Here is a 20,085-nt window from a genome sequence, read left to right as displayed (position 1 = left end):
TCAGGAACGGACCAGGCGCGCGATCGCGGCGGAGGCCTCGGCCAGCTTCTTGTCGGCCTCGTCACCGCCCTCGGCGACCGCATGGCTGACGCAGTGCCCGAGGTGTTCGTCGAGCAGGCCGAGCGCGACGGACTGCAGCGCACTGTTGACGGCGCTGATCTGGGTCAGCACGTCGATGCAGTACTTGTCCTCGTCGATCATCTTCGCGATGCCGCGGACCTGGCCCTCGATGCGCCGCAGCCGCTTGGTGTAGTTGTCTTTCTGCGACGAATAACCATGTGCGCCAGTCATTTAGCCTCCAAGCATCTGCTTCATCTGGTCGATCTCGGCCTGTTGCGCGGTGACCATGGACTTGGCCATCGCGGTCAGGTCGGCGCTCTGACCGTTGGCGATCTCGGCCTTGGCCATCTCGATGGCGCCCTGGTGGTGGCCGATCATCGCCTGCAACCACAGTGTGTCGAACTGCGGCCCGTTGAGCGATTTGAGTCTGGTCATCGTGGCGTCGTCGACCATGCCCTGCATCGCCGCGCCGTGCCCGCTGTGGTCTCCCATCGTGGGGTCGACGTCCCACTGCACCAGGAGCGCTTTCATCGCGTCGATCTCCGGCTGCTGTTCGTCCGAGATCTTGCCGGCCAGCCTGCGGACGGCCTGGTTGGTGGTGTGTACGGCGGCTATCGCCGCCAGGTCCACGGCCTGCTGGTGATGCGGGATCATCATCTGCGCGAACATGACATCGTCGGCGTTGTGCGCGGCCACCGCCTGGCTGGCCGGTGCGGTCGACGTGGCGTGCTCGCTCATGCCCTCGGTTTTGCTGCAGGACGAGACGACGACGGCAGTGGCAAGGGCTGCGGCAACCGCCACGATGCGGCTGAGCGTGGATGTCATGTTTTCACCGTACCTTCAATACCCCTCGGGGGTATAAAAAGAAATTTGGTGGGCACCCCCGACCACGGCATACTTGTCCGGTGAGCCAAACCCCCGATCTCAAGCCCCGCAGTCGCGACGTCACCGACGGTCTGGAGAAGGCCGCCGCCCGCGGGATGCTCCGCGCGGTAGGCATGGGCGACGAGGACTTCGTCAAGCCGCAGATCGGGGTGGCGTCGTCCTGGAACGAGATCACGCCGTGCAACCTGTCGCTGCAGCGGCTCGCGCAGTCGGCCAAGGACGGCGTGCATGCCGCGGGCGGCTACCCGATGGAGTTCGGCACCATCTCGGTGTCCGACGGCATCTCGATGGGCCACGAGGGCATGCACTTCTCGCTGGTGTCGCGCGAGGTGATCGCCGACAGCGTGGAGACGGTCATGATGGCCGAGCGGCTGGACGGCTCGGTGCTGCTGGCCGGCTGCGACAAGTCGCTGCCCGGCATGCTGATGGCCGCCGCGCGACTGGATCTGGCCGCGGTGTTCCTTTACGCGGGTTCGATCCTGCCGGGCCGGGCCAAGCTGTCGGACGGCACGGAGATGGACGTGACGATCATCGACGCGTTCGAGGCTGTCGGCGCGTGCGCGCGGGGGCTGATGTCGCGCGAGGACGTCGACACCATCGAGCGGGCGATCTGTCCGGGCGAGGGTGCCTGCGGCGGCATGTTCACCGCCAACACGATGGCGTCGGCGGCTGAGGCGCTGGGGATGTCGTTGCCGGGCAGCGCGGCACCGCCTGCCACCGACCGTCGCCGCGACGGCTATGCCCGGCGCAGTGGCGAGGCGGTCGTGGAGCTGCTTCGCCGCGGGATCACCGCCCGCGACATCCTGACCAAGGAAGCCTTCGAGAACGCGATCGCGGTCGTGATGGCGTTCGGTGGGTCCACCAACGCGGTGCTGCACCTGATGGCGATCGCGCACGAGGCCAACGTGAAGCTGGACCTGGCGGACTTCACCCGCATCGGCGCCAAGGTGCCGCACCTGGCCGACGTCAAGCCGTTCGGCAAGCACGTGATGTTCGACGTCGATCGCATCGGCGGTGTGCCGGTGGTCATGAAAGCACTGTTGGACGCTGGCCTGCTGCACGGTGACGTCATGACGGTCACCGGTGAGACCATGGCCGCCAACCTCGCCCACATCGCGCCGCCGGATCCGGACGGCAAAGTGCTTCGCGCGCTGAGCAATCCGATCCACCCGACCGGCGGCATCACGATCCTGCACGGCTCGCTCGCACCGGAGGGCGCGGTGGTGAAGTCGGCCGGCTTCGACTCCGACGTGTTCGAGGGCACCGCACGGGTTTTCGACGGCGAACGCGCAGCGATGGACGCCTTGGAGGACGGCACGATCGTGGCCAATGACGTCGTCGTCATCCGCTACGAGGGCCCCAAGGGCGGCCCCGGCATGCGCGAGATGCTGGCGATCACCGGCGCGATCAAGGGCGCCGGGCTCGGCAAGGACGTGCTGTTGATGACCGACGGCCGGTTCTCCGGTGGCACCACCGGCCTGTGCGTCGGGCACATCGCGCCGGAGGCGGTCGACGGTGGCCCCATCGCGTTCGTGCGCGACGGTGACCGGATCCGTCTCGACGTCGGCAACGGCACGCTGGACGTGCTGGTCGATGAGGCCGAATTCGAGTCGCGCAAGGCGGGATTCACCCCGCCCGCGCCGAAGTACACCACCGGTGTGCTGGCCAAGTACCGCAAGCTGGTCGGCTCGGCAGCGAACGGCGCGGTCTGCGGGTAGGTGATCCCGCGGTCAGCCGCCGCCTGCTGGTGCGGGTGTGTGTTGTTCAGAACGTGATAGCACCAGTGATATCGCGTTCTGAACAAACACATGGTGCCCCTCGGCGCGGGAGCACCCGCGACTAGCTGGCCCGCTTGGACCCGCCCACGCCCTTCTTGGCAGATGCCTTCGGCGCTGAACTCTTCTTGCTCGACGTCGTAGTCGACTTCTTCGACGGCTTGCCCGATTTCGCGCTGGGCGCCAACGGCGTCACTGTCGACGGCGTGGCCACCGCGGCCGCCGTCACCGTGGGCTCCGGCGCCGGTGCTGGCGTCGTCGTCGTCGACTTGCCGCTCAACACATCCCTGAATCCGGTGAACAGTGCCTTGGCCACGTCGCCGGGCACCGCGGCCCACTCCTGCGGCGTCAGCGTCGCCTGTGACAGGAACGGGATGTACTGCGACGACTGGTCATACGTGCGGTTGTAGGTGCCGCCCTCGCTGGGCGTCTGCACGTCGGTGTAGCCGATGTTCACCAGAATGGACAGCGCAGGCTGCAACGCGTCGGCCAGCGGGGTGCCCAGCGTGATCGGGATCTTCGCCGCTTTGAAGACCGCGTTGAGGATGCGCGACGGCAGCCGTAGCGGCTCCAGTAGCGGCAGGTCGGTGGGCACCAGTGTGCTGTACGTGGTGCTGGGGGCGCCCAGGGTCAGCAACGCGATGAGGTTGCCCTCGATCGTGTTGATGCTGGCGCCCTGCAGCTCCGCGCCGCCGAGCAGGTAGGTCGGGAGCACGCTCGCCATGAACGAGTTGGCCAGCGAGAACGGGTTCAGCGTCTCCGGAAAATCCGACAGCATGTCATAGCCGAGGGCGACGTTGACGAACGCACCGTTGAACTTGATTCCGAGGCTCGAACCGGAGCCGGCGTTCGGGCTGACCGGGTTCGTCCCGAACAGGTTGAAGATCGGGGCGAAACGCGCGTACAGACCCCCATTGGGAGTCTCGGGATTGCGCACCAACGCAATCGGCAGGTTGGTGACGTTGGTGCCCTGGACGCAGGTGACGCCCGACGAACACGGCTGGCCCGTGATTGAACTGACCTTGCCGGCGGCAACCAGCGGATCGTATCCCGGCAGCGTGTTGCCGTTGGCGCTGGACAGTAGGGCTTGATAGGTCTGGAGCGCAGCGGGAACGCCTGTGCCCGAGGCGATCAGTAGCGGACCGGTAGGACTGCTCGCCAGGATGTTCGGCCGGGTCGCGGTGCCGAGAACGTAGCCACCGAAAGGCGCCGCGTTCAGGGTGTTGTTCAGTCCGACCGGGTCCGCTTTCTGCCAGTCGAAGGCCAGCGTGATGGACCCGATGACAGGGATGTTGTCGAAGGTGAAGCTGTCCACCCCGAGTTCGTTGATCAGCCACAGCAGCGGCCCGGTCGTGGTGGTGTCGAGGGTCAGGGCGTTTGCGGCGGGCGCCACGGGTTCGGCGACGGTGCCCATCGTCATCGCCACGGCGGTGGCAGCCGCTGCGCCGAGCAACGCGGACTTCCTGCTCCCGGCCGTCACTGCCCGCCGGATCTTGTTTGAAAACGCCACAGCTACCATCTGAAACCCCCGATCGCCGCCCCCACGAGGCTGTTTTGCGAAGATAACCCCTCAGGTCGGCGGTGGTGGGGATTTGGCAATCTCTGTTGCCAGCGGTGACAGCCGTCAGGTTTCAGCGAACTCCGCGTAAATTCTCGGCAGGAAGCTCGCGAGGTGGTTCATCTCCTGCGCACAGTGCACCAGCAGATCCCGCGGCTCGGGCAGCTGATGTGCGGCGATCGGGCGGATCACCGAATCGGCCAGCCGGTTGCCGCGGCGCACCCCGATGTAGGGACCACCCATCCAGAACCGCGATCGCATTTCCGCCCCGCCTGGCACTGCCCGGACATGGTGGATGAACCAGCCGATGTCGACCGGCACCTCGCTGGACCCCAGCCGCGCGCACACCGCGACGTCGGCGCCCAGCCGGGATGCGTCGAGGCCAAGCGCCGACGGTTCGAGGAATGCGATGGCCGCCTTGGCGTAGGCCGAGCCCAGGTATTCCTCGATGATCGAGGTCCGTCCGACGTAGCTGCCGTCGGGCCCGCTGTCACCCCAGTGCGCCGAGGCATGCGCACGCGGATGCCACAGCTTGTAGCGGCTGGACTCGCTGCCGTGCCAGCCGAACCACCAGTCCCACATCGCCGGGGTGACCCCGGGCATGTCGGTGCGGATCGCGACGTGGAATCCGCCGCCGCGCAGCGCGCCGTAGCCGTTCTCGGTCTGTTGATACCCCTCGTCGAGAAGCGTTGCCGCCGAATCGAATCCGAGCATCGTCTGATCGGCCTGCGGACCGTGCTCGAGTGCGACGACGGCGTGCCGCGGCAGATCGGCCATCTGCGGATCGAAGTACTTGCCCCACCCGGTGTCCCCGTCACCGGGGCGGTAACCCAGATACGTCTCGGCCATCAGGGTCGTCCCATCCAGCTGTGGAACCGGCCGTCGGGGTCGTACTGGGCTCGTACCCGATCGAGCCGGGCCATGCTCTCATCGGTGACGAATTTGGCGGGGCGGCGGCCCAGATTCTCGTCGGCCAGCTGGATTCCGGTCGCCAGCGATGCCATCGACGCCATATTGGATCGTGGCCAGTCGCTGTACTTGTCGTCGTCGGCCGGGTCCAGCCAACCGGCATACAGCGCCAGGTAGATCTCGCTTTCCAAGCTGTAGGCCATGTCCTGGCGCTGCGGCGACGGGCCCCAGTTCAGCCATAGGAAGTGCGCGGGGTGGGGCGGCAGGGTGTCCAAAATGCGGTGGATACCCGGCATCAGCTCGGCGGCCGAGGCGTTGGTCCACATGTTGTCGGCGGTGTAGCGATGATCCTCCAGATAGTTGCTCATCACCGCGGTGTACCAATCCGCAAGGGCCATCGGCGCATACGGAACGGCGATCAGTGCCTTGTCGACGACGGGACACTGGTCGAGCAGATTGAAGGCCTCCTTGGCTTCGGCCTCGGTGTCGGCAAACGCCGGTGAGGCCATCACGATCGCCGGCCGGTCGATGCCCGCGTTCGGCACGCTCCTGGTGGCGACGATCTGCAACTCGACGCGGCGGTCGACGTCGGCGGAGATGCCACGGGCCCAGGTGAAGAGTTCGTCGGCGAGCTCGATCGGGTAGGCGTAGAAGCTGCTGCCCAGCACCGCCGGCTTCGGATACAGCTTGAGGTGGAACGCGGTGACGACGGCGAAGAAGCCCGGTCCGGCGCCGCGGGCCGCCCAGTACAGGTCCGGGTGGTGGTCGGCGTCGATGTAGATCTGGTCGCCGTCAGCGGTCACCACGTCCAGCCCGGTCACGCTTTCACAGGCCGGCCCGACCACCCTGCTGTTCCAGCCGTAACCGCCCTGCAGCAGATAACCGCCGATGCAGACGCCCTTGCAGTGCCCCGCGGGAAAGAACAGTCCGACCGCATCGAGCTCGGCGGCCAGCACGCTGCCGCCCTTGCCCGGCCCCGCGACCGCGGTCATCGCGTCGACGTCGATGCTGGTCTGGTCGACTCGGCTCATGTCCAGCAGCACCGCGCCGTCGCGCAGGTGGCTGGCCGCCCAGCTGTGGCCGCCGGACTTGATGCTGATCTGCTTGTTGTTGGCCTTCGCGTAGCGCACGGCCACGACGACGTCGTCGGCGTCGACCGCCTGGACGATGACGTCCGGATAGCGGTCGGGCACCCGCTGGTTCCACACCGTCGCCCGGCGTGCGTTCTCGTACCCGTCGTCACCGCGGAAGAAATGCCGACCCTCAGGAAGTGACCCCACCGAAGCCTCCTATGGTTCACATAGCGAATCGCTATGATCCGTAATGCGGCACATTACCGCTGCGGCCACGCCGACGGAAGGGATGTCAGTTGACTGACGCGAAAATTTCTATGGTCGGCGCCGAACGTCCCTCGAATGCCCGGGACGACGGCATTCAGGTACTGCGCCGCGCCGCGGCCGCGCTCGACGAAATCGCCACCGCGCCGGGCCGGCTGCGCCTGGTGGACCTGCACAGCCGACTGGGGCTGGCCAAGTCAACCGCGCGGCGGCTGCTCGTCGGTCTGGTCGAGGTGGGGTTCGCCGCGGTGGACGACGACGGCCGCATCGTGCTCGGGGATCGCCTGCTCGCTCTGGTCAATGCCGACGCCGCCCACATCACGTCCGCATTCCGGTCCACGTTGGAGCGGGTGGCCGAGGCAACCGGTGAGACGGTCGACCTCTCGGTGCATCGCGGTGGCCAGATGCTGTTCATTGACCAGATCGAGTCGCCGCACCGGTTACGCGCGGTCTCGGCGATCGGCGGGCGATTCACCTTGTGCGACACAGCCAATGGCAAGGCCGCGCTGGCGTTGTTGGACGATGACGACCTCGAGCAGGCGCTCGCCGCCCTCGACCCGGGCCAGGCCGATCGGGTGCGCACCGAGATCCGGACCGTGCGCACCGAGCGGGTGGCGTTCGATCGCGACGAGCACACCGACGGCATCTCGGCCGCGGGGATCGCGGGCCGCGCGGCCGGCGGCAACATCGTCGCGATCTCGGTGCCCGCCCCCACCGGGCGGTTCAACGCCCACTCCGACCGCATCGTCGCCGCCCTGCGCGAGGCTTTGGAGTCACCGGTCTGGACGGACTGAATCAATTCTGACCATCCGGTTGGTTGGGCTTGCCACCGGGGTCGATCGCAGAGCACAGTGGCAACCATGAGCGACGCTTGCGGAGCGAATCAACAGCCGACATCTGGGACCCGAGCCTGCGAGGGGGCCAGATGAGCCGCACCGCTTTGCGAATCTGCCCGTTCTGCGAGGCCACCTGCGGGATGGTCCTCACCATCGACGACAACGACCGGGTCAGTGCCGCCCGAGGCGATCGTGACGATGTGTTCAGTCACGGCTTCATCTGCCCCAAAGGCGCCAGCTTCCCCGAGTTGGACAACGACCCCGACCGGCTGCAGAAACCCCTGGTGCGCCGCGACGGTGAACTGGTCGAGACCTCGTGGCCGGAGGCTTTCGCCGCGGCCGCCGACGGGCTGCAGCGCGTCATCACCGACACCGGCGGCTCGTCGGTCGCGGTGTACCTGGGCAACCCAAACGCGCACACCATCGCCGGGTCGCTGTACGGGCCGGTCGTGATCAAGTCGCTGGGCACCCGGCAGGTGTATTCGGCCAGCACGCTGGACCAGATGCCCAAACACGTGTCCTGCGGATACCTGTTCGGCAACCCGCTGGCCTTCACCCTGCCCGACCTCGATCGCACCGACTACCTCGTCGTCATGGGTGCAAACCCGTTGGTGTCCAACGGTTCTCTGGCAACCGCCGCCGACTTCCCGGGCAAGCTCAAGGCATTGCGCCGTCGCGGCGGCACCCTGGTGGTGATCGATCCCAACCGGACCCGCACCGCCGAACTGGCCGACCGGCACATCGCGCCCCGCCCCGGCACCGACGCGGCACTGCTGTTCGCGGTCGCGCATGTGCTCTTCGATGAGGACCTGGTCGAGCTGGGCAGGCTGGCCGAGCACGTCTCCGGTCTGGAGCGGGTGCGGGCGGCGGCGCAGGACTTCCCGCCGGAGGCGGTGGCCGGGCACTGCGGGGTGGACGCCGACGAAATCCGCACGCTGGCACGCGAACTCGCCGCGGCCCCGAGCGCAGCGGTCTACGGTCGCATCGGCACCTCGACCGTCGAGTTCGGCACGTTGACCAGCTGGCTGGTCGACGTGGTGAACATCCTGACCGGCAACCTGGACCGCCCGGGCGGGGTGATGTTCGCCAGCTCGCCGATCGCCGGGGCGCCGCGCCCGCCGCGTCCGGGCCGCGGATTCGCCACCGGACGCTGGCGCAGCCGGGTCTCCGGCCATCCGGAGGCACTGTCCGAACTGCCCGCGGTCGCGCTTGCCGAGGAAATCGAGACCCCCGGCGACGGGCAGGTGCGGGCGATGATCACGATCGCGGGCAACCCGGTGTTATCGGCGCCCGACGGCGCCCGGCTGTCCGACGCCCTCGATGGCGTCGGCTTCATGGTGTCGGTGGACCCGTATCTCAACGAGACCACCCGGCACGCCGACGTGATCCTGCCGCCGCCTGCGCCTTCTCGCGCAGCGCATTACGACCTCGCGCTCAGTGGGGCGGCGGTGCGCAACAACGCCCGGTATTCACCGCCGGTACTGCCGCTGCCCGAAGGCAGGCCCGACGAGTGCGAGATCCTGGCGCGGCTGGCGCTGATCGTGCTGGGTATGGGCCCCGACGCCGATCCGGCCCTGGTGGACGAGCAGGTGATCGCGACCACCCTGGGCAAGGAGGTCGCCGACGAGCACTCGCCGGTGGCGGGCCGATCCGTCGAGGAACTGACCGCGATGCTGCCCGAGGGCCGCGGTTTCGAACGACGGCTGGACATGATGCTGCGGCTGGGCCCGTTCGGGGACGGTTTCGGCGCGAAGCCGGACGGCCTGACCCTGCAGCGGCTGAAGGACACCCCGCATGGGGTGGACCTCGGCGCGCTGACCCCGCGGATCCCGGAGATTCTCCGGACCCCCTCGGGCACAATCGAATTGGATCCTGAGCCGATCCTCGCTGACGTCCCGCGGCTGCAGGCCGCGCTGACGTCGGAGCCGGGATTCCTGCTGATCGGCCGGCGACACCTACGGTCCAACAACAGCTGGATGCACAATCTGCCCGCCCTGTCCGGCGGCACCAACCGCTGCACACTGCAGATCCATCCGGACGACGCCGCCCGGCTCGGCCTCGAGGAGATGGCTGTGGTCACCGGCCCGGGCGGGAAACTCGAAGTGCCCGTGGAGATCACCGATGCGATCCGCCCCGGCGTGGTGTCACTGCCGCATGGGTGGGGGCACACCGAACCGGGGACCCGGATGCGGGTGGCCGCACAGCACCCGGGCGTGAACGTCAACAACCTCAACGACGGCACACTGCTGGATCCGTTGTCGGGCACCGCGGTATTGAACGCGCTGCCGGTGGAGGTGGCTCCGGCCGGCTAGTACAACACCTTGCGAATGTTGTCCTCGCAGTAGCGTTCCTCGAGTTCGGCGTCGGACCAGTCGTGCCGCAACGCCTTGGCCATCTGGGCCACGCTGGGCAGCGCGGTCGGATTCCAGGATTCCGGCTTCCAGGTGTCCGAGCGCAGGAATGCCTTGGAGCAGTGGAAGAACACCTCGTCGATGTCGATCTCCAACGCCAGCAGCGGCCGCTTGCCCTTGACCGCCATGGCGTCGAAATAGTCGGCGTCGGCCAGGATGCGGCCCCGGCCGTTGATCCGCAGCGTGTCGCCGCGGCCCGGGATCACGAACAGGGTGCCGACGCCGGGACGCTGCAGCACGTTGAGATACCCGTCGACGCGCTTGTTGCCCGGCCGATCCGGGATGGCGATGGTGCGGTCGTCGATCACGTGGACGAATCCCGCCGGATCCCCCTTCGGCGAAATATCAACGCGGCCTTGCGCATCGGTAGTCGCCACGAACGCCAGCGGTGAATGCGCCAACCAGTCGCGCTGCACCGGCGACAGCCGGTCCTTCACCTTGTTCGCCACGTAGTGGTCGGGTTCGCCAACGATCTCCCGCAGTTGGGCAACGGTCGTCACTTCACGATGCATCGCCTCAGTATCCTCCACCGCGCCGATCAGCGGACACCTTCCTTGGCGTACACCACGCGCAGCACATGGCCCACCTCCGGTCCCATCACCAGCGCGGCCAGCTCGCAGAACGTCGCGACGAATCCCGGACCGTGGGCGGGACCCTGCGGGGTCAGGTGGTGGGCGATCTCGTGCAGCAGCACCAGCTCTCGCATGGCCCAGTCAGCGGTCGAGCGGTCAGGAACGGCGATAACTCCTGTGCCATCGCTGTTTTCGTAGTGGGCCGCGGTGGCGGCGCGGCGGGGGCGCACAGTGAGCGGGCCCGGGGCGGGCCATCGCGAGGTCACCGCGGGCAGCGCGAGCACCTCGTCGACATACCGCTGCACCGACGGCATCGAGGCGAACCGCCCCTCCGGGGGCAGCGTGAGCTGGGTGCCGAAGAAGTCGATGGTGCGTGAACTGTGTTGGGCGGCACGGTCGAAGAGTGTCCGGACGAACTCTTCGGCCGCGTAGACGCGGGAGCGCTGACTGTCGCGCGCCGTCACCGCGGCAGCCGGGTCCGCGCCCCCGGCAACTCGGGGCTGGACCCCAACCGGGCCTGCTTGCCCGCACGGTCTCCCGCGCGGCGGGCCGCCGAGGAATACCCCGCGGAGGCGCGGCTGGCCCGCCAGGTACCGCGCGCCTTGGACGTCTGGCGGTAGTGCTCGCGCAGTTCGAGTTCCTTGTTGCGCAGTGCCAGAGCGGTTCCCGGGGCGGTCGTGCGATCGCGGGTGGCCTCCTGGCGGGCCTCCTCACGCGCCTGCGCCAAGCGCTGGGCGACGCGGGCGCCGAATGCCAGCTGGAAATTCAGCCGCGCGGTGATCGTCGGCGTCGGCTTGTGCGCGCCGGTGGCAAGGTAGGCGTCGCAGGTCCGCACCATCTGCACGACGAGACTCGCGTACAGGGCGTGACTGGCGTCGATGTCCTCGGCGAACCCGTAGGCGTAGACGAACGCCGAGTTCGACGCGACGTCACACTGCACATCGTTGGCCGCGGCGATCCCGGCGAACAACTGCACGTAGGTGCGCAGACCGCGGGCACCCGGCTCACCGATGGTGATCGTGCGCTGAGTCGGCGCCTGCGCGGCACTGCGGGTGGCTGAATGCGACCGTGCGACGGCCAGATCGATCGACGTGGCGGTGGCCAGCCGCTGGGCGGCGGCCATGAACGCCTCCGCCTCGTGGGCGTTGTCGGTGCCCTCGGCCTGGCGCAGGAGCGCGGCGATACGTGCCAGCATCTTGTCGTCGGTCACGCTTGGCAACCTAGCCGAGCCCCGTGACATCGGTGCGCCGGCAGCTGAGTCAACTGTTGATGAACCCGTTCAGCGCCGCCGTCAGCTGCGGTGACAGCGGTCCCGGCTTCGCGTAGTTGCCGACGTTGTCGCTTGGGTCGTCGCGCAGTACGTGGTTGACGCCCTTGAGCGCGACCAGTGACAACGACGTGTGCTCCAGAGCGTCGGCGAGCGGAGTGATGTCCGCGCAGTTGGCCTGACCGTCGGAGTCCGAGCAGGTCAGCAGCACCGGGGTGGCGGCGGGGATGGCCGCGGCCAGCTTCAGCGGGTCGATCGCGTCGGACTCGACGACTGCTTTGACGTTGCCGGGGTTCAGGATCGCGCTCAGACCGTCGGGCAGCTGGGCGGGCGCGGTACCGGTCTTCCGCGCCTGCTCCACGGCGGCGGTCCATGCCGCGATCGTCTGGTCGGCCTGCTGCTGGTTCTTCTGTCCCGCCTTGACCGCGGCCGCGACGTCGGCCCTGACCCGGTTGGTGATCAGGTCGAGGTAGCGGCCGGCCAGCGGCTGCAACAGACCCACGGAGTGGATCTTGGGGGCGTCGGCGGAGGTGTCGTCGGCCAGCGTCATCGCGTGCACGGTTCCTTCGCCGAGGCCGTAGACCGAGATGCGGTTCTTGTCGGTGGCGGCCTCGCTTGCCAGGAACCGCACCGCGGCCTTGGCCCCGGTGGTGTAGACGGCGCTGCCGACGTCGGCCGGGTGGTCGGCGTACGGTCCCAGGCCGGTCTTTCCGGTGCCGACCTTGTCGTAGCGCAGCGAGGCCACTCCGTGGTCGGAGAGGTATTCGGCGAGCTGGCGCATGTTGCCGATCGGCCCGGCGACGTTGTTGTCGCCGTTGCGGTCCGTGCGTCCGCTCTCCGAGATCAGCAGCGCCGCCGGCGCTTGCTTGTCAGCGCGCTGGTGGCGGTAGGTGCCGTGCACGGTCAGCCCGGCGGCGTCGAAGGTCACCTCGTCTTCGACCCAGGCGTTGGCCGACTGGCTGTTCGACGAGCATCCGGCGACCAGCATCACAGCCATCGCCGCGAGGGCGAGGCGACGGCGCAGGCTCACAGCCTTGCTTCGATCCAGGTGGTCACGTCGTCGAGCACCAGGTCGCGCTCGGGCTCGTTGAACACCTCGTGATAGAGCTCCGGATAGACCTTGCGGTTGACGTCGGACGAGCCGACGCACTCGACCAACCGTTCGCTGCCGGCAGCGGGAACCAGCCGGTCGGCGCCGCCGTGGACGACGAGAAGCGGTGCGGTGAGCCCGCGTGCCCGCTGCGGCATGGTCTCCCCGACCTTCAGCAGCGCTTTGGCGATGCCGGCGGGAACTTTGCCGTGCCACACCAGTGGGTCGGCGTTGTAGGCGGCCACCACCGCGGGGTCGCGGGACACGGCGCTGGCGTCGAGTTCCTCGACCGGCAGGTTCGGCAGCAGCGAGCCCACCGCCTTGCCGAAAAAGGCCTTGACGGGCGGTACGCCGACGTTGGCGGCGACCGCCGGGCCGGACAGCACCATGAGGTCGTAGTCCCCCGGGTGTTCCACCCCGTAGGTGAAAACGATGCCGCCACCCATGCTGTGGCCCAGCACGATGCGCGGGAGATCTGGGTGCTCGGCGGTGGCGGTCGCGACCAGCGTGCCGAAATCCCCGGTGTACTCGTCGATGCTGCGCACCATCACCCGCTTGCCGCCGGAGCGGCCGTGCCCGCGGTGATCGAGGGCGTAAGTGATCAGCCCGGCCTGGCCGAAGCGCTCGGCGACGTGGCCGTAGCGGCCGGCGTGTTCACCGAGGCCGTGCGAGAGGACGACGACGCCGCGCGGTTCGGTGTCTGGTGTCCACACGTCGTAGACGATGCGGACGCCGCCGACCCCGTCGAACGTCCGCTCGGTGCGCGTTGTGACCATCAGGGGAGCCTAACGGGGTGCTCGTGCACACGTCGGTTCCGGCTGTCGGTGCTCGTGCGTAAGCTCGGCACGGTGAGCGTGCTCGCCCATAATCTCGATGACGGGCTGGACCCCGGCCGGGGCGATTTCCTGGCTCAAGCCGAGCCGTACCGCCGCGAACTGCTGGCGCACTGCTACCGGATGACCGGCTCGCTGCACGACGCTGAGGATCTGGTGCAGGAGACCTTCCTGCGCGCGTGGAAGTCCTATGACCGCTTCGAGGGCAAGTCGTCGGTGCGCACCTGGTTGCACCGCATCGCCACCAACACCTCGTTGACGGCGCTGGAAGGCAGGCAGCGGCGGCCGCTGCCGACCGGATTGGGCGCGCCGAGTTCGAACCCGAACGACGATCTCGTCGAGCGCGCCGAGGTGCCCTGGCTGGAGCCGCTCCCCGATTCGTTGTACGAGGACCCGGCCGACCCGTCGGTGATCGTCGGCTCCCGGGAATCGGTCCGGCTGGCGTTCGTCGCGGCGCTGCAACACCTGTCCCCGCGCCAGCGCGCCGTGCTGGTGCTGCGCGATGTGCTGCAGTGGCGCGCCGCCGAGGTGGCCGACGCCATCGACACCTCGGTGGCCGCGGTCAACAGTCTGCTGCAGCGGGCGCGCGCCCAGCTGGAGACCGTCGGTCCCAGCCAGGACGACGAACTCTCGCCGCCGGAGTCCGATGAGGCACGCGAAAAGTTGGCCTGCTACATCTCGGCTTTCGAGGACTACGACATCGATCGACTGGTGAAAATGTTCACCGACGAAGCGATTTGGGAGATGCCGCCGTTCGACGGCTGGTATCAGGGCGGCCCGGTCATCGGGGCGCTCATTCACCAGAACTGCCCCGCGGAGAAGGCCGGCGACATGCGGCTGCTGCCGCTGACCGCCAACGGCCAGCCCGCTGCGGCGATGTACATGCGGCTCCCGGATACCGGCGGCCGGCATGTGCCGTTCCAGCTGCACGTTCTCGACATGCGCGCCGACGGCATCTCGCACGTGGTGGCGTTCCTGGACACCAGCTTGTTCGCGAAATTCGGCCTGCCGGAAGTGCTTTAGCTCTCCGTAGCCGCTACAGCCCCAGGGAATGCTGGGCTTGTCGCAACGTGGTCGCCGAGGCCTGCAGCCCGAGGAGTTCGGGAACCGCGAGCGGAACCTCCAACACCTCACCGGCGCCGGCCGCCGACACAACGGTCGGCAATGACAGTGCCACATCGGTGATTTCGTAGGCACCGCGCTGGACTGTGGAAATCGGCAGCACCCGGTGCTGGTCTCCGAGCACGGCTTCGATGATGCGCGCGGTGGACAGGCCGATCGCCAGATTGGTCGCGCCCTTGCCCTCGATGATTTCGTACGCGGCGTTGACCACGGCTGCTGAGATGGCCTTCTGAGTCGCCTCGTCGAAGACCGCCGCACCTTCGGCGCGGAACTGCGCGGCGGGCACACCGCCGATCGAGACGCTCGACCACAGCGAAATCTCGGAGTCGCCGTGCTCACCCACGATGAACCCGTGTACGTTGCCGACCGCGAGATCCGCGCGCTGAGCTATCAGGTATCGAAACCGGCTGCTGTCCAACAGCGTTCCCGATCCGAAGATGCGTCCGGTCGGCGCGTCGACGGCCTGTGCGGCGGCGTAGGTGACGACGTCGACCGGGTTCGTGACGAACACGATGACCGCGTGCGGGGACAGCTCCAGCAGCTGCGGCGTGAGTTCTTGCGCCATCGCCACATTCGTGGCGGCCAGGTCCAGCCGGCTCTGTCCCGGATGTTGTTTGGCCCCGGCGGTGACCACGACGACCGCCGACCCGGCGGTGACGTCGATCTGGTCGGAACCTGTCACGGTGCAGTGTGGAACGAACTGACTGCCGTGGTTGAGGTCGAGGACCTCGGCACGCACCTTTTTCGGGTTGGTGTCATAGAGCGCCAAAACGCCTGCCGATCCGCGGATCAGGCAGGCGTAGGCGATCGCGGTGCCGACGCTGCCGGCCCCGATGATGGCGACTTTGCGGTTCCGGTGTACGAACACCTCACCATCATCGGGCACGGCGCGCGGCCCTGGGCGGTCAGTCGATACCGACGATTTCCTGAGCGATTGCGGCCAGCCGGGTCTGGGCAGCCGACACCAGCCGCTGACGATTCTTGTTGGCCTCTTCGTAGGCGATGATCGCCCGGATGTCGGCCGCATCCTCCAGCTCCTTCACCGCGGCGACAGCCTCGCTGAGGTTGAGCTCGTCATAGCCGGCGATCGGCAGTTCCTCCGGCGACAGGATGCCGGTGGAGCTCCGCAGCGAGTGGATCGCGTCGGCAGCGCCGTCGGCGCCTTCGCGACGCGCCACCTTCTCGGCGGATTCCAGCGCCGCGTCCCGGGCGCCGGTCGCGGCCTTGACGGCGACCTCACCGGCGTGGGCGCCGCGATTGACCAACTGGTCCACGGCCGGCCGGGTGTTGCGCAGTGCCTCCAGCGCGCGGTCGATACCGCGAGCCGACGAGATCATCGGCCAGTTGGCCACCCGAACGGTCAGACCGGTGAGGATCTGCAGCGGCGTGCGGCGCAGGGCCGCCGGGCCGCCCAGCGCGTCCTCGGCCAGCACGGTGGTCAGCCAGTCGACAGTCGCGGAGTGTGCCGTGATCAGTCGGTTGGCCAGGCTTTCGATGTCGGGCTTGCGAGCGGCCACCGCCAGCGCCTTGATGTAGCGGGCGCGGTCGAGCAGCTGCCCCTCGAGCGCGAGGTCACCCAACAGGGCTTCGTCGAACGGCTGCGCCTGCTCGGTCAGTGCCTTGACGGCTGCGGCGGCGCGCCCGAAGAACGGGCCGATGACGTCCGGGAATCCGCCGAGGTCGCGGATCGCGCTCTCGATGGCCTCCGCCCGTTCGCGGCCGTTGGCCGCGTTCTGGGTGAGCTCGGTGCGCACCGCGTCGGTGCGAGCCTGAGTCACCCTGGTCTCGGCGATCTGAACTTCCGTGTTGGTCAGATCGAGAATGGCCCGCAGCTGGGCGAGCAAGGTAGTCGTATCGGGTTCTGTCATTGTGTCTCTCCCCTAGTGCGTTGACGGATTCGTGCCGGCGCGGGGTTTGCACCTCGTGACGGCGTCTACCCGATCCCCCCGATCGGTATGCGCTTCGGAGCCGGCTCACGGCATTCTGCAAGCCATCTCACACCGCTGGACAACGCTGGCCACACCGGCACCACCGGCCACGAGTAACTATCAAAACCGTCAATTCCCTTGGTAATTCATCCTCAGGTAGCCGAGCGTTTGCCCGCGTCACAGTTGGATAACACCGTTCTTCGCGATCAATTAAGAGACCGGCGTACCCAATAAGTCTTCTCAGAGCCCACGCAACGTTTGCGACGCGGTCTGGCTCGTTTTGAGAGGCATGTCACCGGGTTGGGCTGTAACACTTCGCAATTCGGCTATCCCCCGTCTCCGCGCGCGGGTTTGCCGCAAAACCTCATGGGTACTTTGGGTTTCAGGACGGGGGAACCAATCACCGACCGCGCGTCGGAGGGAGAAGTGATCATGAAGTTCAGCGGTATCGCGTCAAGCAAAAGGGTCGCGGCCGTGGGTACCGGTTTGCTCATGGGGGGCATGGCGGTGGCCACAATGGCTGCGCCGATGGCCTCGGCAGCACCGGACTGCAGCAGCGTCGGAGTCGCCAGCACCGTCAGCTCGGTGACCGGTTCGGCGCACCAGTACCTGGCTGGACATCCCGGCGCCAATCAGGTTCTGACTGCGGCATACACCCAGCCCCGCCCGCAGGCCGAAGCCAATGTGCGCGGGTATTTCACCGCGAACCCTGGCGAGTACTACGACCTGCGCGGCATCCTGGCCCCGATCGGTGACACCCAGCGCGCGTGCAACGTCACGGTGCTGCCGCCGGATCTGGCGTCGGCCTACGACATGTTCATGGCCGGCTGATTGAGTGCGGCGGTCACGCCGTCGTTCACGGACTGATTGATATCGAGACAGAACTCAGAGCGAGAATTTTGTGAAAAACTCGCTCTGAGTTCTGAATCGTTGCAACAACTAGGTGCCTTCGAGCCGGTCAAGCGCCGTGGTGATCACCGTGTCGAAGGCTCGCAGTTGCGTCTGCGTCATCCCTTCGAAGAGCACCGAACGAACCAGCGCGACGTGGTCGGGGGCTGCCGCGTGCAGCGCGTCGTTTCCGTCAGCGGTGATCTCGACACTGGCGCCTCGGCGGTCCTGCTCGGTGCCGTTCCGCTCGATCAGGCCACGGCCCCGCATTCGGGCGAGGTGATGGGAGAGCCGGCTCTGCTCCCAGCCCAGCGACCCGGCCAGTTCGAGCACCCGGGCCGGTCCTCGCTCGGAAAGTTCAACCAGCACCTCGTAATCGGCGAGCGACAGTCCGCACCGTTCTTGCAGCTGGCGGTTCATCGCGGCTTGCAGGCGGCCGTTCAACGCCAGGTAGTTGCGCCAGATCCGTTGCTGGTCGCCGGTCAACCAACGCTGGGCCATACCGCTCACCCTACCGGAATACATGACACGTCATCCATGTTGTCGCATGCAAGCCCGCCACCTAGGCTGGCAACGACCCAAGGGGTGATGACATGGCCGCAACCGTCGATATCAGACGTGCCGCCGACCGCGCTGCGACGAAGATCGATTGGCTGAATTCGAAGCACTCGTTCTCCTTCGGGCACCACTACGACTCCGACAACACCCACCACGGCCTGCTGCTGGTGAACAACGACGACATCGTCAAGCCCGGAACAGGATTCGACACCCATCCGCACCGCGATATGGAGATCGTCACCTGGGTACTGCAGGGATCCCTGGTCCACCAGGACTCCACCGGACACTCCGGCGTGATCTACCCGGGGTTGGCGCAGCGGATGTCGGCGGGCCGCGGCATCCTGCACTCGGAGAAGAACGACTCCTGGACGCTCACCGGCGACGAAACCCACAGTGAGCCAGTTCATTTCGTGCAGATGTGGGTGGTTCCCGACGAATCCGGGATCGATCCGGGCTATCAGCAGCTGGAGATCGACGACGAGTTGCTGCGCGGCGGGCTGGTGACGATCGCCTCCGGAATGCCCGAGCACAACGGCCACACCGCGATCGCCATCCGCAACCGAAACGCGGCGCTGCATGGTGCCCGGCTGCAACCCGGTGCGGCCGTGGAGCTGCCCGAGGCTCCTTACCTGCACCTGTTCGTTCCGCGCGGCGAGGTGACGCTCGAGGGCGCAGGCGAGCTGCACGAAGGCGACGCCGTGCGATTCACCGCCGCCGGCGGCCAGCGGGTCACCGCCACCGCCCCGTCCGAGATCCTCGTGTGGGAGATGCATGCCGGGCTGGCGGGCTAGGGCCGCCTGCGCGGCCGCCGCGGTGCTGACCGCGGCGTGCGGACATTCCGCGCCGCCGGCTCCCCCGGCCTCGGCTCCCACCGGGTTGGCGCCGGTCGCCGTCGTCGTCCCGGCCGGCCTCGACGCCGCGCCGTTCGACACGCCGCGCCAAGCGCTCGTCCCGCCGGGCTGGACACTGTCGGTGTGGGCCCGGGTGCCACGGGCCAGGCTGGCGGCCTGGGCACCGGACGGGGCGCTGCTGGTGTCGGTCCCCGCGGCGGGCCAGGTATTGCGACTGGCACCCGATCGCCCTCAACCACAGAGCACGGTCCTCCTCGACGGGCTGGACCAGCCGCACGGCCTGGCCTTCGATCGCGGCACCCTGTACGTGGCCGAAAGCGATCAGATCGACGCCTTCGACTATCGCGGCACCCGGGCCGATGGCCCCCGCGTCGTCGCTGCCGGGTTGCCCGACGCTCGCAGTCCGGATCTCGGTGGGGCGTATGCCCATGCCCTCAAAAGCGTGACCGTCGGTCGCGACGGCGCGGTGTACTTCTCGATCGGCTCGACCGGCAACATCACCGCCGACGATCGGACGGCGCAACCGCCGCGGGCGACGATCATGCGGGTCCCGCCCGGGGGTGGCCCGGCGGCGCCGTTCGCCACCGGCGTGCGCAACGGGACCGGCCTCGCGACCGCGCCCGACGGAGCGCTGTGGACCGCGGTCAACAATCGCGACCAAGTTGCCGATCCGCGTCCCGGGCCGTCGTACTCCCGAGTCACCGACTACGTCAACGATCACCCGCCGGAGTCTGTGGCGCGGCTGACGCCGGGACGCGAACTCGGTTGGCCCTATTGCAATCCCGACATCGATGGGCCGCCGGCGTTCGTGCGGGACGTCCAGACCAACGCCGACGGAAGCAAGCTCGACTGCGCGGCGCTACCGCCGGTGGAGCAGACCCTCGGTGCGCACTCCGCACCGCTGGGGTTGAGTTTCACCACCGGAGCGCTCCCCGCCCCATACGACTCCGGCGCCCTGGTCGGGGTGCACGGCTCGTGGAACCGTACCCCTCCCAGAGCGCCGGAGGTTTCGTTCTTCGCTTGGCGCGCAGGCCCTTTGGCTGGCGCCTTGGGTCCTCAGCAGACCCTGGTCGGAGGTTTCCAGGACCAGGACGGCTCGCGCTGGGGGCGACCCGTTGCTGCTGTCGCCGGCCCGGACGGCGCGGTGTACATCACCGACGACTACGCCGGGGCGGTGTACCGGCTTGCGCCACCGGGCCGCTGAC

20 protein-coding genes are annotated in these 20,085 nt (G+C 68.0%); 7 read left to right on the top strand and 13 right to left on the bottom strand.

Annotated features, from left to right (window positions below; translation table 11 throughout):
- On the bottom strand, positions 1 to 291 hold the full coding sequence (locus tag AB4879_RS06655) for a metal-sensitive transcriptional regulator (protein ID WP_102807858.1): 291 nt from the start codon (positions 289 to 291) through the stop codon (positions 1 to 3).
- Complete coding sequence (locus AB4879_RS06650; protein WP_370506960.1) at positions 292 to 885, bottom strand: DUF305 domain-containing protein; 594 nt, start codon at positions 883 to 885, stop codon at positions 292 to 294. It lies immediately after the preceding gene.
- Positions 886 to 965: 80 nt separating this feature from the next.
- On the opposite strand from AB4879_RS06650, the gene ilvD reads away from it, so the two are divergent.
- Positions 966 to 2,663 carry a dihydroxy-acid dehydratase gene (gene ilvD, locus AB4879_RS06645; RefSeq protein WP_370506959.1) on the top strand — a complete coding sequence of 566 codons (1,698 nt, stop codon included), beginning with the start codon at positions 966 to 968 and terminating at the stop codon, positions 2,661 to 2,663.
- Between the two features lie 121 nt (positions 2,664 to 2,784).
- On the opposite strand, the gene AB4879_RS06640 is transcribed toward ilvD, so the two are convergent.
- The 3 genes from AB4879_RS06640 to AB4879_RS06630 all read right to left on the bottom strand — a co-directional run bounded on the left by AB4879_RS06640 (position 2,785) and on the right by AB4879_RS06630 (position 6,467).
- Positions 2,785 to 4,230, bottom strand: coding sequence for a PE-PPE domain-containing protein (locus AB4879_RS06640; RefSeq protein ID WP_370506958.1), 1,446 nt, complete (start codon positions 4,228 to 4,230; stop codon positions 2,785 to 2,787).
- A 114-nt stretch (positions 4,231 to 4,344) separates the two neighbouring features.
- Entirely contained in the window at positions 4,345 to 5,130 is a 786-nt protein-coding gene (locus tag AB4879_RS06635; protein ID WP_233209351.1) for a DAPG hydrolase family protein, read from the bottom strand.
- Positions 5,127 to 6,467, bottom strand: coding sequence for an FAD-binding oxidoreductase (locus AB4879_RS06630; protein ID WP_370506957.1), 1,341 nt, complete (start codon positions 6,465 to 6,467; stop codon positions 5,127 to 5,129). Before AB4879_RS06630 ends, AB4879_RS06635 begins: the two co-directional genes overlap by 4 nt.
- Before the next feature lie 110 nt (positions 6,468 to 6,577).
- Between AB4879_RS06630 and AB4879_RS06625 the strand changes: the two genes are divergently transcribed.
- Both AB4879_RS06625 and AB4879_RS06620 read left to right on the top strand, forming a co-directional pair.
- The gene (locus AB4879_RS06625; RefSeq protein WP_370507115.1) at positions 6,578 to 7,318 is read left to right on the top strand and encodes an IclR family transcriptional regulator; all 741 of its coding nucleotides are present in this window, start codon (positions 6,578 to 6,580) and stop codon (positions 7,316 to 7,318) included.
- Between the two features lie 131 nt (positions 7,319 to 7,449).
- Entirely contained in the window at positions 7,450 to 9,672 is a 2,223-nt protein-coding gene (locus tag AB4879_RS06620) for a molybdopterin oxidoreductase family protein (RefSeq protein WP_370506956.1), read from the top strand.
- Here AB4879_RS06620 and AB4879_RS06615 read toward each other — a convergent pair.
- From AB4879_RS06615 to AB4879_RS06595, 5 genes are read right to left on the bottom strand one after another with little or no spacing between them, the layout of a single operon-like run.
- Positions 9,669 to 10,283 carry a pyridoxamine 5'-phosphate oxidase family protein gene (locus AB4879_RS06615; RefSeq protein WP_370506955.1) on the bottom strand — a complete coding sequence of 205 codons (615 nt, stop codon included), beginning with the start codon at positions 10,281 to 10,283 and terminating at the stop codon, positions 9,669 to 9,671. The two genes, AB4879_RS06620 and AB4879_RS06615, sit on opposite strands and share 4 nt — an antisense overlap.
- Positions 10,284 to 10,309: 26 nt before the next feature.
- Positions 10,310 to 10,807, bottom strand: coding sequence for a TIGR04338 family metallohydrolase (locus AB4879_RS06610; RefSeq protein WP_102807867.1), 498 nt, complete (start codon positions 10,805 to 10,807; stop codon positions 10,310 to 10,312).
- Positions 10,804 to 11,553, bottom strand: coding sequence for a DUF2786 domain-containing protein (locus AB4879_RS06605; protein ID WP_370506954.1), 750 nt, complete (start codon positions 11,551 to 11,553; stop codon positions 10,804 to 10,806). The genes AB4879_RS06610 and AB4879_RS06605 overlap by 4 nt, the downstream gene beginning before the upstream one ends.
- A 49-nt stretch (positions 11,554 to 11,602) precedes the next feature.
- Complete coding sequence (locus AB4879_RS06600) at positions 11,603 to 12,607, bottom strand: alpha/beta hydrolase family protein (protein ID WP_370507114.1); 1,005 nt, start codon at positions 12,605 to 12,607, stop codon at positions 11,603 to 11,605.
- Positions 12,608 to 12,636: 29 nt separating this feature from the next.
- Positions 12,637 to 13,476 (bottom strand): alpha/beta hydrolase, encoded by an 840-nt coding sequence (locus tag AB4879_RS06595; protein WP_102807869.1) that lies wholly within the window; start codon positions 13,474 to 13,476, stop codon positions 12,637 to 12,639.
- Between the two features lie 72 nt (positions 13,477 to 13,548).
- Between AB4879_RS06595 and AB4879_RS06590 the strand changes: the two genes are divergently transcribed.
- On the top strand, positions 13,549 to 14,556 hold the full coding sequence (locus AB4879_RS06590; protein WP_370506953.1) for a sigma-70 family RNA polymerase sigma factor: 1,008 nt from the start codon (positions 13,549 to 13,551) through the stop codon (positions 14,554 to 14,556).
- Positions 14,557 to 14,569: 13 nt separating this feature from the next.
- On the opposite strand, the gene AB4879_RS06585 is transcribed toward AB4879_RS06590, so the two are convergent.
- Positions 14,570 to 15,541, bottom strand: coding sequence for an L-lactate dehydrogenase (locus tag AB4879_RS06585; RefSeq protein WP_370506952.1), 972 nt, complete (start codon positions 15,539 to 15,541; stop codon positions 14,570 to 14,572).
- A gap of 19 nt (positions 15,542 to 15,560) precedes the next feature.
- Complete coding sequence (locus tag AB4879_RS06580; protein WP_370506951.1) at positions 15,561 to 16,523, bottom strand: ferritin-like domain-containing protein; 963 nt, start codon at positions 16,521 to 16,523, stop codon at positions 15,561 to 15,563.
- A 492-nt stretch (positions 16,524 to 17,015) separates the two neighbouring features.
- On the opposite strand from AB4879_RS06580, the gene AB4879_RS06575 reads away from it, so the two are divergent.
- On the top strand, positions 17,016 to 17,414 hold the full coding sequence (locus AB4879_RS06575) for a heme-binding protein (RefSeq protein ID WP_370506950.1): 399 nt from the start codon (positions 17,016 to 17,018) through the stop codon (positions 17,412 to 17,414).
- Positions 17,415 to 17,522: 108 nt separating this feature from the next.
- On the opposite strand, the gene AB4879_RS06570 is transcribed toward AB4879_RS06575, so the two are convergent.
- Complete coding sequence (locus tag AB4879_RS06570; RefSeq protein WP_102807890.1) at positions 17,523 to 17,972, bottom strand: MarR family winged helix-turn-helix transcriptional regulator; 450 nt, start codon at positions 17,970 to 17,972, stop codon at positions 17,523 to 17,525.
- Between the two features lie 92 nt (positions 17,973 to 18,064).
- Here AB4879_RS06570 and AB4879_RS06565 point away from each other — a divergent pair, with 92 nt between their 5' ends.
- Together AB4879_RS06565 and AB4879_RS06560 are read left to right on the top strand one after the other, a co-directional pair.
- Entirely contained in the window at positions 18,065 to 18,820 is a 756-nt protein-coding gene (locus AB4879_RS06565) for a pirin family protein (protein ID WP_370506949.1), read from the top strand.
- The gene (locus tag AB4879_RS06560) at positions 18,801 to 20,084 is read left to right on the top strand and encodes a sorbosone dehydrogenase family protein (RefSeq protein ID WP_370506948.1); all 1,284 of its coding nucleotides are present in this window, start codon (positions 18,801 to 18,803) and stop codon (positions 20,082 to 20,084) included. Before AB4879_RS06565 ends, AB4879_RS06560 begins: the two co-directional genes overlap by 20 nt.
- Position 20,085: the final 1 nt, after the last annotated feature.

The organism is Mycobacterium sp. SA01 (genome assembly GCF_041287105.1).
Taxonomy (GTDB): Bacteria; Actinomycetota; Actinomycetes; order Mycobacteriales; family Mycobacteriaceae; genus Mycobacterium.
Note: the sequence above shows the minus strand (reverse complement) of the source record. Positions and strands in the feature narration are given on the sequence as shown.